Here is a 15,925-nt window from a genome sequence, read left to right as displayed (position 1 = left end):
GCGGGCGCTTCGGCCACGGGAGGCGCTTCGGCGGCGGGCGCGGCCTCGACGGCCGGAGGCGTCTCGGCGGTGGGCGCGGGCTGGGGCGCGCTGGCGCAGCCAGTCAGGAGAAGGGTGCCGAGGGCGCTGCTGGCCCAGGCTCGGTGGGCAATGAACTTCTTGGGGCTCATGAGGCTCCGGGAGAATTGGGGGACGCCGGAATCTGCCGGACCCGAAGGGCCGGCGTCCATCCAGGCAGGCGGGAAAAACACACGGGCGGCCACCCTATTCCTCGGGTCGCGCCATCCGGGCCATTCCGAGCTTTCCTGGCGCTCACGCAAGTCTCCGTCAGAGCAGACCCGCGAGCCCCTCGCGGGTCGCTCCGAGCGTGAGAGCCCGCGCGCTGACCGTGCCCCCGTGAGGCGACGCGTCGGGACCCGCCGACCTGAGCCCGTCCGACGCATCCACGGCGTCCAGAGCGCACCTCCACGACGGCGCCTGGCCCTGTGGCGGTCCGCCTCGAGGACAAGCGCCAGGCACCGACGACCCCGGGCACTTCACGACGAACCCGTCAGTCGGGTTCGCCGCCTGGTCCGCCACGGCGCACCTGGCCTCGACGCCCTCCGAGCCTTTCCGGAGAGCTCGCCCCTCGGTCCACCACGGCGACCAGGGGGGCGCTGCCCACCGCCCCCACGACGACGAGCCCTTCACCAGGGCTCGCCTCGGGGTCCACGCGTCAGCGCTGACCCATCACGGGCGCCGGAACGGGCGCGGCGGGAGCCGCGGGGGCCGGCGTCGCGGGCGGGGCCGGCGTCACCGCGACGTCCTGCGACAGGGCATCCAGGTCGTGGAACCCCTTCGAGGCCACGTCCCCGCCGCGGAACACGGCCCAGCCCTGCAGGTTGCGCTGATAGGTCCGCGTCATCTGCCACAGCTGGAGGCCGCTGTTGGCGACGTAGAGGTACAGCGCGCGCTTCGGGTTCCACGGGTTGGGCAGCGCCATCGCGATGCCGTCATCCGGGCGCCCATACGTCTTCCCCTGCCAGCGGAAGAAGCGCCGCCCCAACTCCACCGGGAGCTTCTTCTCCGAGGCCAGCCGCGCGAGCAGCGCGTTGTCCTCCGCGCCACCGAAGAGGACCAGGTCCCGGTCCGCGAGCTGCGCGTCCGTCACCTCGGCGTCCGGCGCGATGGGGACCAGCCGCTCGGTGAACACATCCGCGAGCACCTCGCGGTAGCCCAGCGCCAGCGTGCGCATGGACTCCGTCTGGCGCGCGGTGCCGTGCACCAGCAGCAGCCGCTCCCACGCGTCCGTCTGGTTGCCCAGCACCTGGAAGCGCTCACGCACCACGGGCACGTCGTTGCCCGCGTTGAACACCACGCGCACCGGCGCCTCGGCCGTCTTCAGGACGAAGGTCTCGTTCGCGGCGGCCTTCACCTCGATGCGCTCCAGCGTGGAGCCCTTCGCGGTGCGCACCTCCACCAGCGTGACGAAGTGCCAGGGCTTGGGGCCCGGCTGCTCCACCTTCAGCGTCACCTCGTAGCCGTCCTTCACCTGCGCCGCGCTCGCCTTGAAGCGAGGCTGCGGCAGGCCCGTGCGCTCCAGCCACTGGCCGACGAAGGCGCCCACGTCCTTGCCCGAGGCCTCCTGCGCCAGGCGCTTGAAGTCCGCGGTGGTGATGTCCTTGTTCGCGTACTTCGCGTGCACGGCGTTCATCACCTTGCTGAAGCCCTCGTTGCCCACGAGCAGGCGGAGCTGGTGCAGCGCGAAGGTGCCCTTGACCCGAGGCACCAGGTACGTGCCGTAGCGCCCGTACTCCGTCTTCGCGGAGGCCGGCGCGACGTCCGCCTCGCGCGAGGTCGTGAAGAGGTAGCGGTCATTGAGGTCCGCGAGCACGTCCCGCTGCGCCTCGAACGCCTTGTCCTGCTTGCCCTCCTGCCCGGAGACGTCCTTGAGCAGCTTCCAGTACGCGGCGGTGCCGCTGATCAGCCAGTTCTCGCCATCCGTCGCGGGGAAGAGCGTGTTGGACCACAGGAGCTTTTCGTCGAAGCCGACGGCGTCCTTCACGCGGGAGAAGTCACGCTTGAGGGCCTGCGGCTCCTCGGGCGCCTTCCACGTCTTCTGGGCCTGCTTGAGCTTGGCGGAGACGTAGAGCGGGCTGAACGTCGTGTAGCCCAGGGACAGGTGCGGCGTGGCGCCGGGCAGGTCCGGCATGAATCGGCTGCCGATCATCTTCTCGCGCAGCGTCGTCTTCCCGTAGTGGGCCAGGAACATCATCTTCTCGGCCATCTCGGACGTGGTGATCTTCCCGTCGCACGCGTGGGGCCGGTTGATGGGGCTGGAGGCCAGCATGCGGATGGCCGAGTCCAGGTCGAAGCCCTTCTTGCCGTGCTGCTGGTAGTACTCCCAGAAGGCGATGTCGCGGTTCCACGTGTTGAAGGCCAGGTCCGCGGGGGCGTTGTCCGGGTTGGAGACGGATTCCTTGCGGACCTCCAGGTCACGGTTGTTGTTGTTCGCCCAGATGAAGTCCTTGAGGTTGCCCGGCGTGTCGGCGGCGTTGCCCTTGCTGCCGGTGCGCCACAGGCGCGTCTTCTTCGTGCCGAGCAACAGGCACGCGCCCTCGTCCGTCTTCGTGTCCGCGAGCGTCCAGTCGTTGGTGTACAGGCCATTGTTCTGGTCCTTCATGATGCGCGCGACGTCGTCGATGGAGGACGCGTACTGCGCGGCCTTGCGGATGCGGTTGCTCTGCGGCGTGCCGTTCGGGTCGAACGGCGTCTGGCCCACCGTCGTCTCGCCGATGACGATGCCGGCTGCGTTGATGAACCAGTCCGCGCCGCTGTGGATGCCGCCCGGGAAGGTCTGCATCACGAAGCGGTGGCCGCGCGTGGGCTGCACGTCCAGCACCACGTCCCAGTGGACGCCGGTGTAGCCGTTCCACATGAAGATCTGCCCCATGATGGCGCGGCCATCCTTGGTGGCGGACTTCGTGGCGACGAAGGACGAGCAGTGGTCACCCTTCCCTCCGCGCTCGGCCTCGTCCTCGGCCTTGAGGAAGGTGCGGCCGGACAGCGAGGTGGAGGTGGCGCGGTTGGCCTCCTCGAGCTGGCCCGCGTCCACGGCGGTGTTGAGCGTGACGATGTCGATGAGGTCCAGGGGGCGGTCCTTGAACTTCGCCCCGGCCTTGTTCGCGCCGTCCGCGATTCCCTTCATCTCCTCCAGGTACTCGGGGTCGAACTTGCGCAGGAAGAGCGAGTCCGCGAGCAGCCGCTGGTGGCTCCAGCCCTTCGCCGGGTCGGCCTTGTCCTTCTGGACGCCGAGCTTCTCCATGTAGCGGACGATCTCCTGCGGCACGAGCTCACCGAACTGGTGGCCGCGCTCGTACGGGTCGCCCTCGATGTGGACGTAGATCCACCCGCCGTCGTCGTAGCGGAAGCCCTTGCCCGCCCATCTCACGGACTCCAGCGGCACGTACGCGTTGATGTCCTCCACGGGCTCGACGCGCACGTCGTCGTACCAGACGGAGCCGGTGGCCTTGCCGTTGCGGCCCAGGTGGAGCTGCACGCGGTCCGTGGCCTGGGTGGCGAAGAAGACGACGGAGGCGCGGCCCCCCGCGTCCGCGCTGGTGGCGGGCGTGCAGTTGGTGAAGGGGAAGCTCTTCATCGAGACACACGCGCCGTGGGGCGTGGGATAGCGCGCGAGCGGGTCCGCCTGGACGTCCTGGGTGCGCACCCACGCGCTCAGCCGGTAGAGCTGGCCGACCTGGAGCTTCAGCTCGCCAGACTCGACGGTGGTCTCTCCCCCGCCCTGCGGGCTCTCGATGAGCAGGCCGCGCGAGCCCTCCGCCTTGCGCGCGCCGCTCGAGGACACCTTGCCCGAGCCCCGGGCCGTCCAGAACGCGGGCACGGACGAGGCGCCGCCCGCGGTCTCGAAGCCTCCGTTGGGGACGGTGGTGGAGTTGACGGGCGCGGCGGCCACGGCGGGGGCGGCCGTGAGCAGGCTCGTGGAGAGCACGAGCGCGCCGAGGAGCTTCGTCGTCGGACAGGAGTCGGTCATGGTGTTCCCATCCCGAGCCTGCGGGGGCTTGAAGCTCGGGGAGTCGGGGCGCATGACACTGCCGTGCGCTCCGAGCGTCAACCCTTCCGGTCCGCCGCCGCACCTTGACGCGAGGCGCCTTCCGTCCCGCCAGATGTGCGCTGCCCTGCTCGCTTCAGCGCAGCAAGCGGCCCGACACGCCAAGAACGCTGCGCGCGGCCCGGCGCACGGCGTCCACGCGCCGGGAATCCACCCAGGGCGGCTCCACGGGCGCGTCCCAGTTGAAGTCGCGCAGCCGGGGCAGGAAGCCCTGCTTCACGCAGCCCTCCAGGCTGAACACGTGCAGGTCGTGCGTCCACCGCACCGCCAGTCGCAGGTCTCTCGACAGCTCGGTCCAATCCAGCGGAGCTGACGCGAGCAGCCCCGGCAGCTCCACGCCGCCGCCCGTGCTGCCCACGGCGATGGAGGTGGAGCCGGGCGCGTAGCTCCACAGCAGCGCGGGGCCCTGGGGGCGCACGAAGCTGGTGTAGAGCATCAGCACCTCGCGGTCCGTGGGCACGTCGAGCATGCCCGCCACGCGGCGCAGGACGGAGGAGCGCGCCTGGCGCTCGTCGACGATGAAGGGGAACTGGTACGTGTCCACCTTGTGGCCATCCGCGCGGATGCGCTCGACGAGCGCGCGGTAGCCGGCCTTGGCGTCGCGCGAGCGGCCTCCGCGCAGGATGAGGCGCGACAGCATTCCCGGGAGGCTTCTCAGGGGCGCGCGGGCCCAGCGGCGCAGCTCCTCGATGTCGGGCTCGATGTCCAGGCCCACGCTCGCCCACTTGAGGTCGTGCTGGGCGGACCAGGTGCGGAAGGCCTCGTAGCGCGCGCGGGCCTGCACGATGTTGCCGGCGTGGAACCAATAGCCCTGCTCGGGAGGGAGCAGGAGCCACGCGGTGACGGGGATGCCCTCGCGGTTGAGTCTGCGGACGACCTGGGCGCGCTCACCCGTCAGATCCACGAGCCCCAGGCTCACGCCCGCGCGCATCTCGCGCAGGTCCTCGAGGACGCCTTCAGTGTCGAACAGTTCGCCGAGTGGACCCGGTGCCAGCTCACAGAAGAACGTCAGGAAGTGGGGTTTCATGGCAGCCTCGCGCCTCCTCACACGCGTACCCCATTAGGGGTGCACAAATCGGCGGAGAGCAACCATGGAATTCCATCGCGGCCGGATGTTCGACCACGTGCACCTGCGCACCCGTGACCTGGAGGCAAGTCGGCGGTTCTATCAGGCCATCCTGGGAGTGCTGGGCATCCCCATCGGCGCGCACGGGCCGGGGCACTTCTTCGCGGACGAGCTGTTCGTGTCGCCGGTGGACCCGGGCTCGACGAAGACCTCCAGCGTGCACCTGGCCTTCCAGGCGAAGGACCGCGAGACGGTGCACCGCATCTACGAGGCGGCGCTGGCGGCGGGCGGGAAGGACAACGGCGCACCGGGTGAGCGGCCGTACCACCCGGGGTACTACGCGGCGTTCATGCTGGACCCGGATGGGAACAACATCGAGGCCGTGTTCCACGGTCCCTCGAAGCGCTCGGCCGATTCGGTGGTCGTCACGGCGTAGGCAGGGAACGCGCGCGACCCGCTCCGGGAGGTACCGAAGCGGGTCGGAGCTTCAGTAGGACCAGGGGAAGCGCTTGAAGTCGCGCTTGCGCTTCTGGACGAAGGCGTCGCGGCCTTCCTGGGCTTCGTCGGTGCCGTAGGCCAGGCGGGTGGCCTCGCCGGCGAAGAGCTGCTGGCCGACCATGCCGTCATCGGGCAGGTTGAAGGCGTACTTGAGCATCTTGATGGCGGTGGGGCTCTTGGTGTTGATCTCCGCGGCCCACTCGAGGGCGAAGTCCTCGAGCTTCTCGTGGGAGACCACGGCGTTGACCATGCCCATCTGGAAGGCCTCCTGGGCGGAGTAGTTGGCGCCGACGAAGAAGATCTCCCGGGCGCGCTTCTGGCCGATCTGTCGGGCGAGCAGCGCGGAGCCGTAGCCGCCGTCGAAGCTGGCGACGTCGGCGTCGGTCTGCTTGAAGACGGCGTGTTCCTGGCTGGCGATGGTCATGTCGCAGACGACATGGAGGCTGTGCCCGCCGCCGACGGCCCAGCCGGGGACGACGGCGATGACGGCCTTGGGGAGGAAGCGGATCTGCCGCTGGACCTCGAGGATGTGGAGGCGGCCGAGGCGGGCGGGGTCGGACTCGCCCTCTTCGCCTTCGTACTTGTAGCCGTCCTTGCCGCGGATGCGCTGGTCACCGCCGGAGCAGAAGGCCCAGCCGCCGTCCTTGGGGGACGGGCCGTTGCCGGTGATGAGGACGCAGCCGACGTCGGTCATGAAGCGGGTGGCCTCGAGGGCGCGGGACAGCTCGTCGACGGTGCGGGGGCGGAAGGCGTTGCGCACCTCGGGGCGGTTGAACGCGATGCGGACGGTGCCCTGGTCCACCGCGCGGTGGAAGGTGATGTCCTTGAACTTGGGGCCCTCGACGGGCTTCCAGCGGGCCGGATTGAAGATGGCCGAGACCATGGGTGCTCACTCGGGAGAAAGGGTGGAACCGGCGCGGACCCTACGCCGGCCCGTGAGGAGCGTCCATCGTGGAGCGCGCCCGTCTCACGCGTCGCCCCGGGAAATCGAACGAGCGACTCACGGCAGCCTGGTTCGAAACCTGACGACGCCCTCTCTGCTGCACACCTGCAGGGACAGATGCCGCTGCCAGATTCCTCCCAGAGACCCGGGACCGGAGGGCTAGTCCCAATCGCATACCCAGTGATCACCGAACCACACTCGCTGTTTTCCACATCGCCTTCGAATTCGGTCTGTTTATCCTCCGCGCACCCAGAGACGACTCCAGGCGCCTCCCACCCGGATTGACGTTGGACAAAGCCTGTCTTTGGGCCCTCAACCCACAAACACAGGAGTGCCAGGTATGTCTTCATACAAGGTGCAGAACCAATGGGGCGGCTCGTCGGCTCCTTGGAATCCGGGTGGCACGTGGACGATTGGTGGTCGGGAGAAGCAGAACGTCGTCGCCATGAAGGTCTCCTCCAGTGATGGAGGAAAGACGCTGACGGGAACCATGACGTACAACGGCGAGGGCCCCATCGGCTTCCGCGCCACCCTCACCAGCCCGAACAACTACGCCGTCGAGAACCAGTGGGGCGGGCCGACCGCCCCGTGGAATCCAGGCGGCACCTTCGTCCTCGGCTCGCGCCAGGGGCAGAACGTCATCAACCTGGACCTGACCTCGCCCAACGGCGGCCAATCCCTCACGGGGACCATGACCTACAACGGCGAAGGCCCCATCGGCTTCCGCGGCGACCAGGGCTGACCGACCGCTATCGCAGGAGCCCTCGCAGCGCGGATGGCGGGACCTCGTTGAACTTGCGGAACGTCCGCGAGAAATGGGCCTGGTCGGCGAAGCCCGTGCAGAACGCCACATCCGTCAAGGTCAGCTCCGGCTCACCGAGCAGCGCATGCGCGGCCTCGACCCGCGTGCGCTGCAGGGTGGCGGAGAACGTCGTCCCCTCCGCCTGCAAGGCTCGCTGAAGTCCTCGGCGGGAGAGGATGAGTCGCTGCGCGCACTCCTCCAAGGTCCATGGATGCAGCAGGTCCACGCTCATCAGCTTCTGGAGCCGGTCCCGGACCGACCGCGACTCCTCGCCTGGAACTGGACTCTCGCGAACAGGAACGTCCCGCGGTGACTTCCAGGCGAAGGTCGCCACATCGGTCTTCGCCGGTAGCACCTTGGGGCCCCGCCCTCCATGGATGACGACGGAGCGTCCTTCCGTCGACGCGAGCGACACGGTGAGCCCCGTGAAGCCCGCGGACTCCAGGACCGCCACCAGCACACCCCAGATGAACAGGTCATTGACCGCGCGAATCCTGCCCCCATCGATGGCCACGTGCTGAAGGGTCATCCGCGTGAGGCTCACGTCGCGCTCGACGAACCGGGTGCGGTGACGCGAGTGCAGGAATCGCTCGAGCGTCTGCCAACGCTCCATGGTGTGCCAGGGCGTCGCCCCGGCCCCGAGCGCGCGCAGCACCGGATGCGCGGACAGGGTCCGAAGCGTGAGCCCCAACTCCACCACCGGCCGCCAGCCATGCGCGTCCAGCACCGCCTGGAGGATGGCGACCTTGTCGCGCCCACCCGTGGCGATCTCCGGGTAGGAGCGGGCCACCGTGGCCTCGAGCACCCGGCGCAAGGCCGGGCTCGTCATGACGCCTTGGTCCTCCATGGTCCGCGAGCCCTCGTCAGCGGGTGGCCTTCTCCGTCCCGCCGGATTCTTGCGCACAACGGCCCCCGTTGCGCCAATCACCGAGCGCCGCCAGGAAGCTCGCATTGAAGTCCGCCCCGGAGAACGGGTTCTGGCTCGTCACCAGGTTGCAATCGCGCACGGCCCGCGAGCGACCAGGGAACGCCGTCTCATGGAGGTAGCCCGCGTCATCGAGCTGGTCGCCGATGCCACGAACCTCCGCGCGCGCCCCCATGACGAAGGTCTCGATGTACCACTCCTCGAATCCCGACACCGAGGTGACGCGTCGCCCCGCGAAGGGGCTCGCATCCGGAGGCAGTCGCGAGAGCAGCGCCGGGGCGTGGCAGACGAGTCCCACGGGCCGACCCGAGGCGCCGAAGTCGATCAACAGCCCGTGCAGCTCCGCATCGTGGAGCAGGTCCACCATGACGCCCTGCCCTCCTGGCACGAGGAGCGCCTGGAATTCCTCCGCCCGAGCCCGAACGTCGGCGATGGAGACCGGCGCATCCAATCGAGTCACCATCGCCTTGGCCGCCTCGAGCGCCTCGGGGTGCTCCTTCCAGTACTTCGGATCCATCCCCTCCGGGTCGAACGAAGGAACACGGCCACCGGGAGTCGCGAGCACGACCTGATATCCCGCGTCGACGAGCACCTTGTAGGGTTCGTAGAACTCGTTCAGGAAGACGCCCGTCTGACGAACACTCCCATCCGCGAGCTTCTGCTCGGAGGCCGCCGAGAGGACCATGAGCACGGCGCCCGGAGCACGGACCTCCGCCGGAGCAAGGGGCTCCGAGGGAAAGACCACGGCCCGGGTCGGAGATGAAGCACAACCCCAGCAACCCACCAGACTCGACAGCGCGACGAGCACGAGCCGCCCCGCGCGAGACAAACGAAACACATCCATGCAAGCCCTCCTGGTGACAGCGTCATCACCAGGATAGGGAGGCCATGTCACCTGGGCTTGAACGAACGCGCCAATCAGCTGTGAGCTCCATCCGGCGGGGACTTTGCCTCGGAAGAGGTGCTCTATTGGTCACGGGAGCAAGTTTCGAGGAGGTCTGACGCGCCTCCAGCGGCAGACGAGCCCGGTGGGTCTCGAATACCTCTCGCCCTCGTGCGCGAGTGCGGCCCGGCGAGACGCAACTGCGTTGCGACCGGACGCGCCAAGTAGGGTCACGCGCCCCCGAACCAGGACCTCACCGGGCGAGCTCCTCGATGGGCCGAGCTGGCGCACCCATTGCTATGCGCTCCGCGCCATGAGACCCACCTACCAGTACGGCGCCGCGGACGTCCACTTCGGACAGAGCATCCAACTCGGAACGTCGAGCCCCATCGACCTGAGCGGGAGCAGCTCCTACTCCATCGGCTTCTGGTTGAACCCCCGAGCGCCCGCTTATGACGGGGTGTTGCTGCGGTCCGGCACCTCCTATTCCATCGGACTGCATGGGCTGCTCCCCACCCTGCAGCTCCCTGGGATGAACACGCCACAGTGCGCGGAGATCGAACTGCTGCCAGGCCAATGGCAGTACCTCCTGCTGGTCTTCGAGTCGCAGGGAACCACCCAGGGCAGCTACACCTTGTGGGCGAATGGCACGCCGGTCATCGAGGGCTTCATCTCCGGCCCCACCACGACCAACGCCCCGTTCAGCCTGGGGAGCACGGTGGGCGCGCAGTTCATCAACGTCGCGTTCTGGTCCACGGCGCTGCCCGAGGGCGAGCGCCTCCCCACGTGGGACATCCCCTCGCCGAGCACCCACCTCGCCGCGTGTTACAGCTTCGTCGACGGCTCGAGCAACGACGTCTCCGGCAATCATCACAACGCGGCCACCTTCCAGGGCGGCGCCCAGGTGTTGATGGTCGCCCCGGCGCTGCGACTGATCAACACGGGTGTCCAGCCCTCGCCCCGCGACGCGCTCACGGTGGTGGCGGACGGAGCCCCCTTCAGCGTGCAGGGCTGGTTCAACCTCGACGCGCCCTCCGACTTCCAGGAGTCGTCCCGAACCCTGTTCTCATGCAGGGACCGGGACAGCGGCTACGGCTGCTCCCTGGGCGTGCAGTGGAATGGCGGAGGCTTCAATCTCGAGTTCAAGCTGGATACGGCGGGAGGCTCCAGCGGCTGGGGGAACAGCATCCAATTGCCCCCGGGCACCTGGCATCACCTGGCGGCCACGTACAGCAACTCCACGGTCCTCATCTACCTCGACGGCTCGCATGACCTGACCATCCCGTGCACCCTGCCGGTGTTGGCGAACCCGGTGTGGCTGTTCGGCGCGACGTACAGCCCGGACACCGCCGGGTCCACCCTCAACGAACTCCAGGGATACCTCCAGGCGGCCGCGCTCTGGTCCCGCGCCATCTCCGCCAACGAGGTCCAGCAGTACATGTCGCAATCGCCCGCGGACGCGGAGGGCTGCGTCGCGTACTACGCCTGGAGCAGCATCATGCTCACCAACCAGGTGACAGGGAATCCGCCGGTGCTCCTCAACACGGCCTTCCCCGCCACGGTGAGCACCCCTCCGTCGGAGTCCACGCCTCCTCCCGGGACCACCTCGACCCAGTTGGCGGTGGAGCCTCCGTCCGCGCGGCTCGAACCTGCTGTGCGCTGGTCCCGCGACGAGGTGCCCTACCCCGCGAACAGCTCGCTCTCGCCCGACCAGATCGAAGCCATCATCGCCGCCTACGAGCCGGTACTCGCCTCGGTTCCCGGGGCGCTGAAGGACCGTCTGCGCTCGCTGTTCCGGAACAATCTCTATCTTGGACTGTCGAAGGGCAACGGCCCCGGAGGCATGCCGGTGGGCGCCATCGCCGGCAAGGTGGAGGGCGCCGCGTATGTCTTCTACCACCACACCGCCAAGGGCCCCGTCGAGTGCGGACGGATGGAATTGGCCGTCGACACGGAGTGCATCGGCTGGGTCGTCTCCGTCGCCGCGACGTCCCTCTGCCTGTTCCTGACCGTCGTGGGCCTGGGCTTCTCCGCGAGCCGGGCCGTCTCCTCCTTGAGCAAGGTCGTCGGCGAGAGCACGCCGCTGCTCAAGGCCATTGGCGAGGCGGCCAAGGGCGCCACCAGCGGCAGCACCGTCATCAAGGTCATCAAGGCGCTCTACGTCGCGGGGACACTCGGAAAGGTTTTGGGGGACATGCTGACGGGGAACTGGGTCTCCATCGCCCTCAACTGCGCGTCGCTCATCCTCATGGTCGTGGGCCTCTTCACGTCCGGGGGCGCCTACCTGGCCGTCGTGCTGGCACAACTGCTCATCAACATCGCCGTCCTCATCGCCGTCATCGCGCGGAAGCCGAGCAACTGCTGCTGATGGGGCGAGGCCCGTTCCTCAGTCGCGGAAGAATTCGGACGGGTGAGCATCGACATAGCGCAGGAACCGACTCCGCAGCCGCTCCTCGTCCATGAGCTGGTTGCTCAGCGGGTCGAGGTGCTCGTTGAGCCAGGCTCGCGGACGCTCATCGATGATCCGGCGACGCTCGTTCCGCGTCGCCGGAGGGGTGGCGCCGAAGAGCGCGAGCAGGCCGGCTCGTACCGTGGCGGCATGCGCGTCAGCGCCAAGCTCATCGAAGGCCTTCAGCACGAAGTCCACGGCGGCCGGGTCGAAGTTGTACAGCGCCTGGTCCAGCCCACCATTCTCCACATCCCGGATGAAGTACGTCGTGAGGGCCAGCACCCGCTGGCCATGCGTCCCCACCTGCGCGGAATGGTCGAAGGCGGGCTCCATGAGCTTCCAGAGGCGCTCCTCCGGGGGAAGCCTCTCGATGCTCGCGCGAGCAAGGCGCGTCTCGACACCCAGCACGCCTCCTCCAGCGCCCTGGGTGGGGGGCGGATTCGAACCGGCGCTTGCCGTGTGAGGGGGGTGCGCTCCAGTGGCCCCGGACAGGGGCCTCCGCGGCTCCGTCAAGGGCTGTGCCTCGAGGCCGGAGTCGCTCACCGCCAGGACAACGTAGAGCGTCAGGCTCGGGTCGATGAACAGGGTGCGGAACTCATCGGCGGACAGCGCATGCACCGCCCAGCCCGTCGCAGCCTTGTCGTACCCGAGCCTCCCCGGCGCGGGGATGAACTTGAGCGCCTCCGTCGCCAGTTCCGGCCCCTGAAAGACGGGGACACCGTCTTCGGTCCCAGGCATCCACAACAAGCCGACACTCTCGCCCGCGGCGCTCCGCGCTTCGATGACGTGGTACGCGTGGCCCTCGGGAGGGAGGACGTCCGGCAGGCGCATCAGCCGCTCCGCGATCAGCTTGCTGACTTCATCGTTCGGCTCTTCGGCTGACATGGCATCTCCTACCTGGTGGATTCGTCGGGACAATCCCGAGGCACGCCCTCGAGTCACGTCCGGTACCGCGCGGCCTCGAGGAAGAACTGCGTCAGCGAGCAGTCCAGCAGCGCCTGGTGGGACTGCATGTACCGGCGGGCGCGGAGGAAGGGCAGCCAGACGCGCGTGCCCACGCGCACCTGGGACTCTTCCCTCTTCTGCCGCAGCACCCAGGTTCCCCCCAGCCGACGCACCAGGACCTCCCCCAGGTAGGCGCCCAACGCCGGTATCGTGTGTCCGTCGAGGACGTCGCGCGTGTAGCGCTCGGGGAAATGGGTCTTCCAGAAATGGAAGTCGAGGTCCGTCAGGGACTCAGGCGTCGCCTTCATGATGGAGGGCACCTCCGTGTGGAGCAAGGCCACGAGGCCTTCGGACAAGTCATCGTAGGATTCGAGGACACGCTCCGGATGCGTCACGTCCGAGGGATGGGCGACAGGGAGCCACTCCTCCGGTGGTTGCGGTCGGAAGGCGTTGAGCTCGGCAATCTTCCGTTGCCGCTCGCTGATGGCGAACTCGTCCGGCATCCGCGAGAAGAACGGCGCCACATCCGGGTGGAAGCGCGGCTCGACGGGTGCGAGCGCGGCGCTGCGCTCCCGCAGCGTGCGCAGGACTTTGTCGAAGTCGAGGTCCGGCCGGAGGTGGACATGGGCTCGGGCCTGCGCGACACGCGCCTCGTCACCGGCGAACTCGGCGGCAGTGGGCCACAACACCAAGAGGACGGAGCCGTTGGGGAGTTCCTCCACGAGGTGCGCAGGCGTCGAGAGCATCCGTTCTCTTCCCACCGATTCGACCAGCTTGGGGCCGAAGATGTTCAGCCAGAACAGCTCATAGATCTTGTCGAATCCATCCGGCTTCCATGTCGCATCGTCGCGTCCGAAGGCGGGAGAATCCGTGAGCTGCCGATCCGCCGAGCTATGCGCTGACGCATGAGGAGCGAGATATCGGGAAGCCCAGGCTCGGGCAAGTGCGACAATACCAAGACAAGCCTTCTCCTCCGAAAAGAAGGAGAGTGGCTGCACACTGAGCCTGACACTCAAACCGGGCTCTTCCTGCGTAAAGCCAAGCGAGAGCGCCAGCGACACACCCGGATTCTCTGAGCGAAACAGCCCCAGGCTCGAGCCGTAATCATCGCGCCGTTCCTCAATCGCCCGCCACACGGCATCTCGAGAGTACTTCCGCCTCCTGCTCGTCTTGACAAACGTTGGCATCCAGTCGCCAGCATGTTCCTCGAGAGCCTCAAGGAACGGGACCAATTCTGGCTCGACACCCTTCCCGGAATCGAAAGCCCCATCGAACAAGAAGCGCAGGCAATCCACTTTGTTCAAGTCATGGAGCGTCAGCGTCGTCATCTTCATTGGAACAGCACCTCCACGCCCTTGTTCCGAATCTGCGCACCCTTTACCGCATCCATGAGCATGTCGCCATCTGTCGGCAGAAGATCCTTGCCCTGGTACACGAGACGCACTCGCTTCACATCAGCATGCTGTCGCATGCCGTCCCGAAGAATCTTGAGCGTTCCGCCGTAGTACTTCATCGCGAGATTGGCGTCCGTTCTGACCTGCACAATCAGAGCATCTTCATCCAGGGCGGCCAGGTTCCGGCTCTTGAAGCTGAACGTCTCCACCCGAGGTGGCTGCCCGGATGGGGGACGCTCCTCGATGACGAGGACGTCGGCATACCGGAAGTCCACCTTCGACACGCCCACGTGCGTCTCGATGCGCGGCTGCTCGAAGTCACCGAGCCAGCGCCGCTGTGCGCGAGGCAGCGCGGCGTCTGCCTCCAGGATGGCGACCATGGTCCGCTCGAAGGCCATGCCGCGAGCATGGTAGGCGCGCATCCCCTCGTAGCCTTCCCACTTCAGGGGGCCCTTCACCGCTTCACCGTCCTGAATCTCCCTCAGCCGTCTCTTGCGGTAGGCGACGTACTCCCGCCAGAGCGGCGCCCCCTTCTCGACTCCCGGCGGCGGCGACTCCAGCCTCGGAGCCATCTGCTTCAGCAGCTTCACGTCCTTCGGCAGACGGGGCCCCTGGGACTCCAGCTCCGCCAGGAACAGCTTCGCCTTCGCGGACTCCGCGGCGCCCACCTTCGCGTCCTGTGCGAAGGGGTCCGGGCTGACGGGGCGCTTTCCCGCCGTGCCCCTCGTGGCCACCGCATGAGTGGACTCGCGGCTGACCGTCTCCATCAGCACGGCCTGCGCCCTCGCGGAGTTTCCGCGGGCCTCGTACAGCGCCAGCAGTCCCGCCTCTCCCCACTCGGCGGCCAGGAGGGCACCCTCGCGGCTCGCCTGGAGGTGGCGCAGCAGGTCGCGCGCCGCGTCGATGCCGAGCTGCTCCTCCAGGCGCGCCATCAGCGCCTTCATGCCAGCCACGTCGAGCGCCGGAATCCGCGGCCCTCTCGGGCTACCGCGCGACTCCGTGAGAGCACGAGCGCCCTTGCCCCCGGCGTACACCGCCACAGCCAGCGCGGCCGGCGCCAGCGCTCGCGTGGCCTGCTCGTACTCGCCCCGCACCAACGCGTACGCCCCATGCCCCGTCCCCGCCGCCAGGTGGTAGAAGCCGACCGGCACACCGAACGTGAGGTGGTCGAAGGCTCCCGCCGAGACGCTTCCCGGCGAGAAGTGCCTCTCGAGCAGGGACTTCTCCACCTCGTCGATGGCGGCCTGGTACGGCGAAGGCATCTGCCCACGCAGGACCATGAGCTCCGCGTATCGGGCCTCGCCACTCACCAGGCTGCTGGAGAACATGTCCCGGCCCGCGCGCCCCAGCCCGCGCAGCACGTCACGCCCCTGCTCTCCCCGCTCCGGGAAGCCCTCCAGGTCGAGCCCCCGCCGCTTCAGCTCCTCGCGGACGACAGGCATGCTCCCCAGCGTCTCCCCCAGTTGCTTGTCGCGGGCCAGCCGCCGCACCACCTCGCGCAGCTCGTCGTCGAAGGCCGTGTGGAGGACGAAGAGGGCGAGCACCTCGGAGTACGGCGCGCCGTACTTCTCCACGGACGTGGAGATGAAGGCCGCCCGCTTGTGACCGAGCGCGGCCGAGGTCGGCGCGTCCATCGGCCCCAGGGCGCCCAGGCGAACGGCGTCCCAGTCCGTGAGGGACCGCACCAGCTCGGCCATGTCCACCCCGCGCTGCATGGCCACGAACTCCGCGGGCGACGCACACGCCAGGAAGGGAGCCAGCACCTCCTGGCTTCGGGTCAGCCGGGGCCAGCCCGAGGGCAAGGCCTCGCCGCCACAGGCGACCGCTCCTCCACCTCCGCCCGAGCCGCGCGCTCCATCCTCGTGAGCGCCCCTGCCGGTGACGCCATGCCGATAGCCCATCGGCCCCGACC

Annotated in this window: 10 protein-coding genes and 1 pseudogene; 3 read left to right on the top strand and 8 right to left on the bottom strand. The window is 68.4% G+C overall.

Annotation, left to right across the window (positions count from 1 at the left end; translation table 11 throughout):
• Positions 1–715 precede the first annotated feature (715 nt).
• Positions 716–4,030, bottom strand: a complete 3,315-nt coding sequence (locus FL311_RS30910) for a C45 family autoproteolytic acyltransferase/hydolase (protein ID WP_141330777.1) — start codon at positions 4,028–4,030, stop codon at positions 716–718.
• Positions 4,031–4,184: 154 nt separating this feature from the next.
• On the bottom strand, positions 4,185–5,135 hold the full coding sequence (locus FL311_RS30905) for a hypothetical protein (RefSeq protein WP_141330775.1): 951 nt from the start codon (positions 5,133–5,135) through the stop codon (positions 4,185–4,187).
• A gap of 64 nt (positions 5,136–5,199) precedes the next feature.
• On the opposite strand from FL311_RS30905, the gene FL311_RS30900 reads away from it, so the two are divergent.
• Positions 5,200–5,610: a VOC family protein gene (locus FL311_RS30900; RefSeq protein WP_141330773.1), complete on the top strand. Its 411-nt coding sequence runs from the start codon at positions 5,200–5,202 to the stop codon at positions 5,608–5,610.
• Positions 5,611–5,661: 51 nt separating this feature from the next.
• Here FL311_RS30900 and FL311_RS30895 read toward each other — a convergent pair whose 3' ends face one another.
• Positions 5,662–6,555, bottom strand: a complete 894-nt coding sequence (locus tag FL311_RS30895) for a 1,4-dihydroxy-2-naphthoyl-CoA synthase (protein ID WP_141330771.1) — start codon at positions 6,553–6,555, stop codon at positions 5,662–5,664.
• Between the two features lie 400 nt (positions 6,556–6,955).
• Between FL311_RS30895 and FL311_RS30890 the strand changes: the two are divergent.
• Positions 6,956–7,348, top strand: a pseudogene (locus FL311_RS30890) (lectin ESA-2); the annotation flags it as partial.
• A gap of 16 nt (positions 7,349–7,364) precedes the next feature.
• Here the strand turns inward: FL311_RS30890 and FL311_RS30885 are convergent.
• Entirely contained in the window at positions 7,365–8,246 is an 882-nt protein-coding gene (locus tag FL311_RS30885) for a helix-turn-helix transcriptional regulator (protein ID WP_228557187.1), read from the bottom strand.
• 34 nt (positions 8,247–8,280) lie between these two features.
• Positions 8,281–9,186, bottom strand: coding sequence for a type 1 glutamine amidotransferase domain-containing protein (locus FL311_RS30880; RefSeq protein ID WP_141330765.1), 906 nt, complete (start codon positions 9,184–9,186; stop codon positions 8,281–8,283).
• Positions 9,187–9,538: 352 nt separating this feature from the next.
• Between FL311_RS30880 and FL311_RS30875 the strand changes: the two genes are divergently transcribed.
• Positions 9,539–11,593 carry a LamG-like jellyroll fold domain-containing protein gene (locus FL311_RS30875; protein WP_141330763.1) on the top strand — a complete coding sequence of 685 codons (2,055 nt, stop codon included), beginning with the start codon at positions 9,539–9,541 and terminating at the stop codon, positions 11,591–11,593.
• A gap of 18 nt (positions 11,594–11,611) precedes the next feature.
• Here the strand turns inward: FL311_RS30875 and FL311_RS30870 are convergent, their stop codons facing one another.
• Genes FL311_RS30870 through FL311_RS30860 form a run of 3 tightly spaced genes read right to left on the bottom strand, consistent with a single transcriptional unit; the run spans position 11,612 to position 15,914 of the window.
• The gene (locus tag FL311_RS30870; RefSeq protein ID WP_141330761.1) at positions 11,612–12,559 is read right to left on the bottom strand and encodes a DUF4375 domain-containing protein; all 948 of its coding nucleotides are present in this window, start codon (positions 12,557–12,559) and stop codon (positions 11,612–11,614) included.
• A gap of 53 nt (positions 12,560–12,612) precedes the next feature.
• Positions 12,613–13,947: a hypothetical protein gene (locus FL311_RS30865; RefSeq protein WP_141330781.1), complete on the bottom strand. Its 1,335-nt coding sequence runs from the start codon at positions 13,945–13,947 to the stop codon at positions 12,613–12,615.
• A 2-nt stretch (positions 13,948–13,949) separates the two neighbouring features.
• Complete coding sequence (locus tag FL311_RS30860; protein WP_228557188.1) at positions 13,950–15,914, bottom strand: hypothetical protein; 1,965 nt, start codon at positions 15,912–15,914, stop codon at positions 13,950–13,952.
• Positions 15,915–15,925 lie beyond the last annotated feature (11 nt).

The sequence above is a fragment of the Myxococcus sp. AB025B genome (assembly GCF_006518215.1).
GTDB lineage: Bacteria > Myxococcota > Myxococcia > Myxococcales > Myxococcaceae > Myxococcus > Myxococcus fulvus.
Note: the sequence above shows the minus strand (reverse complement) of the source record. Positions and strands in the feature narration are given on the sequence as shown.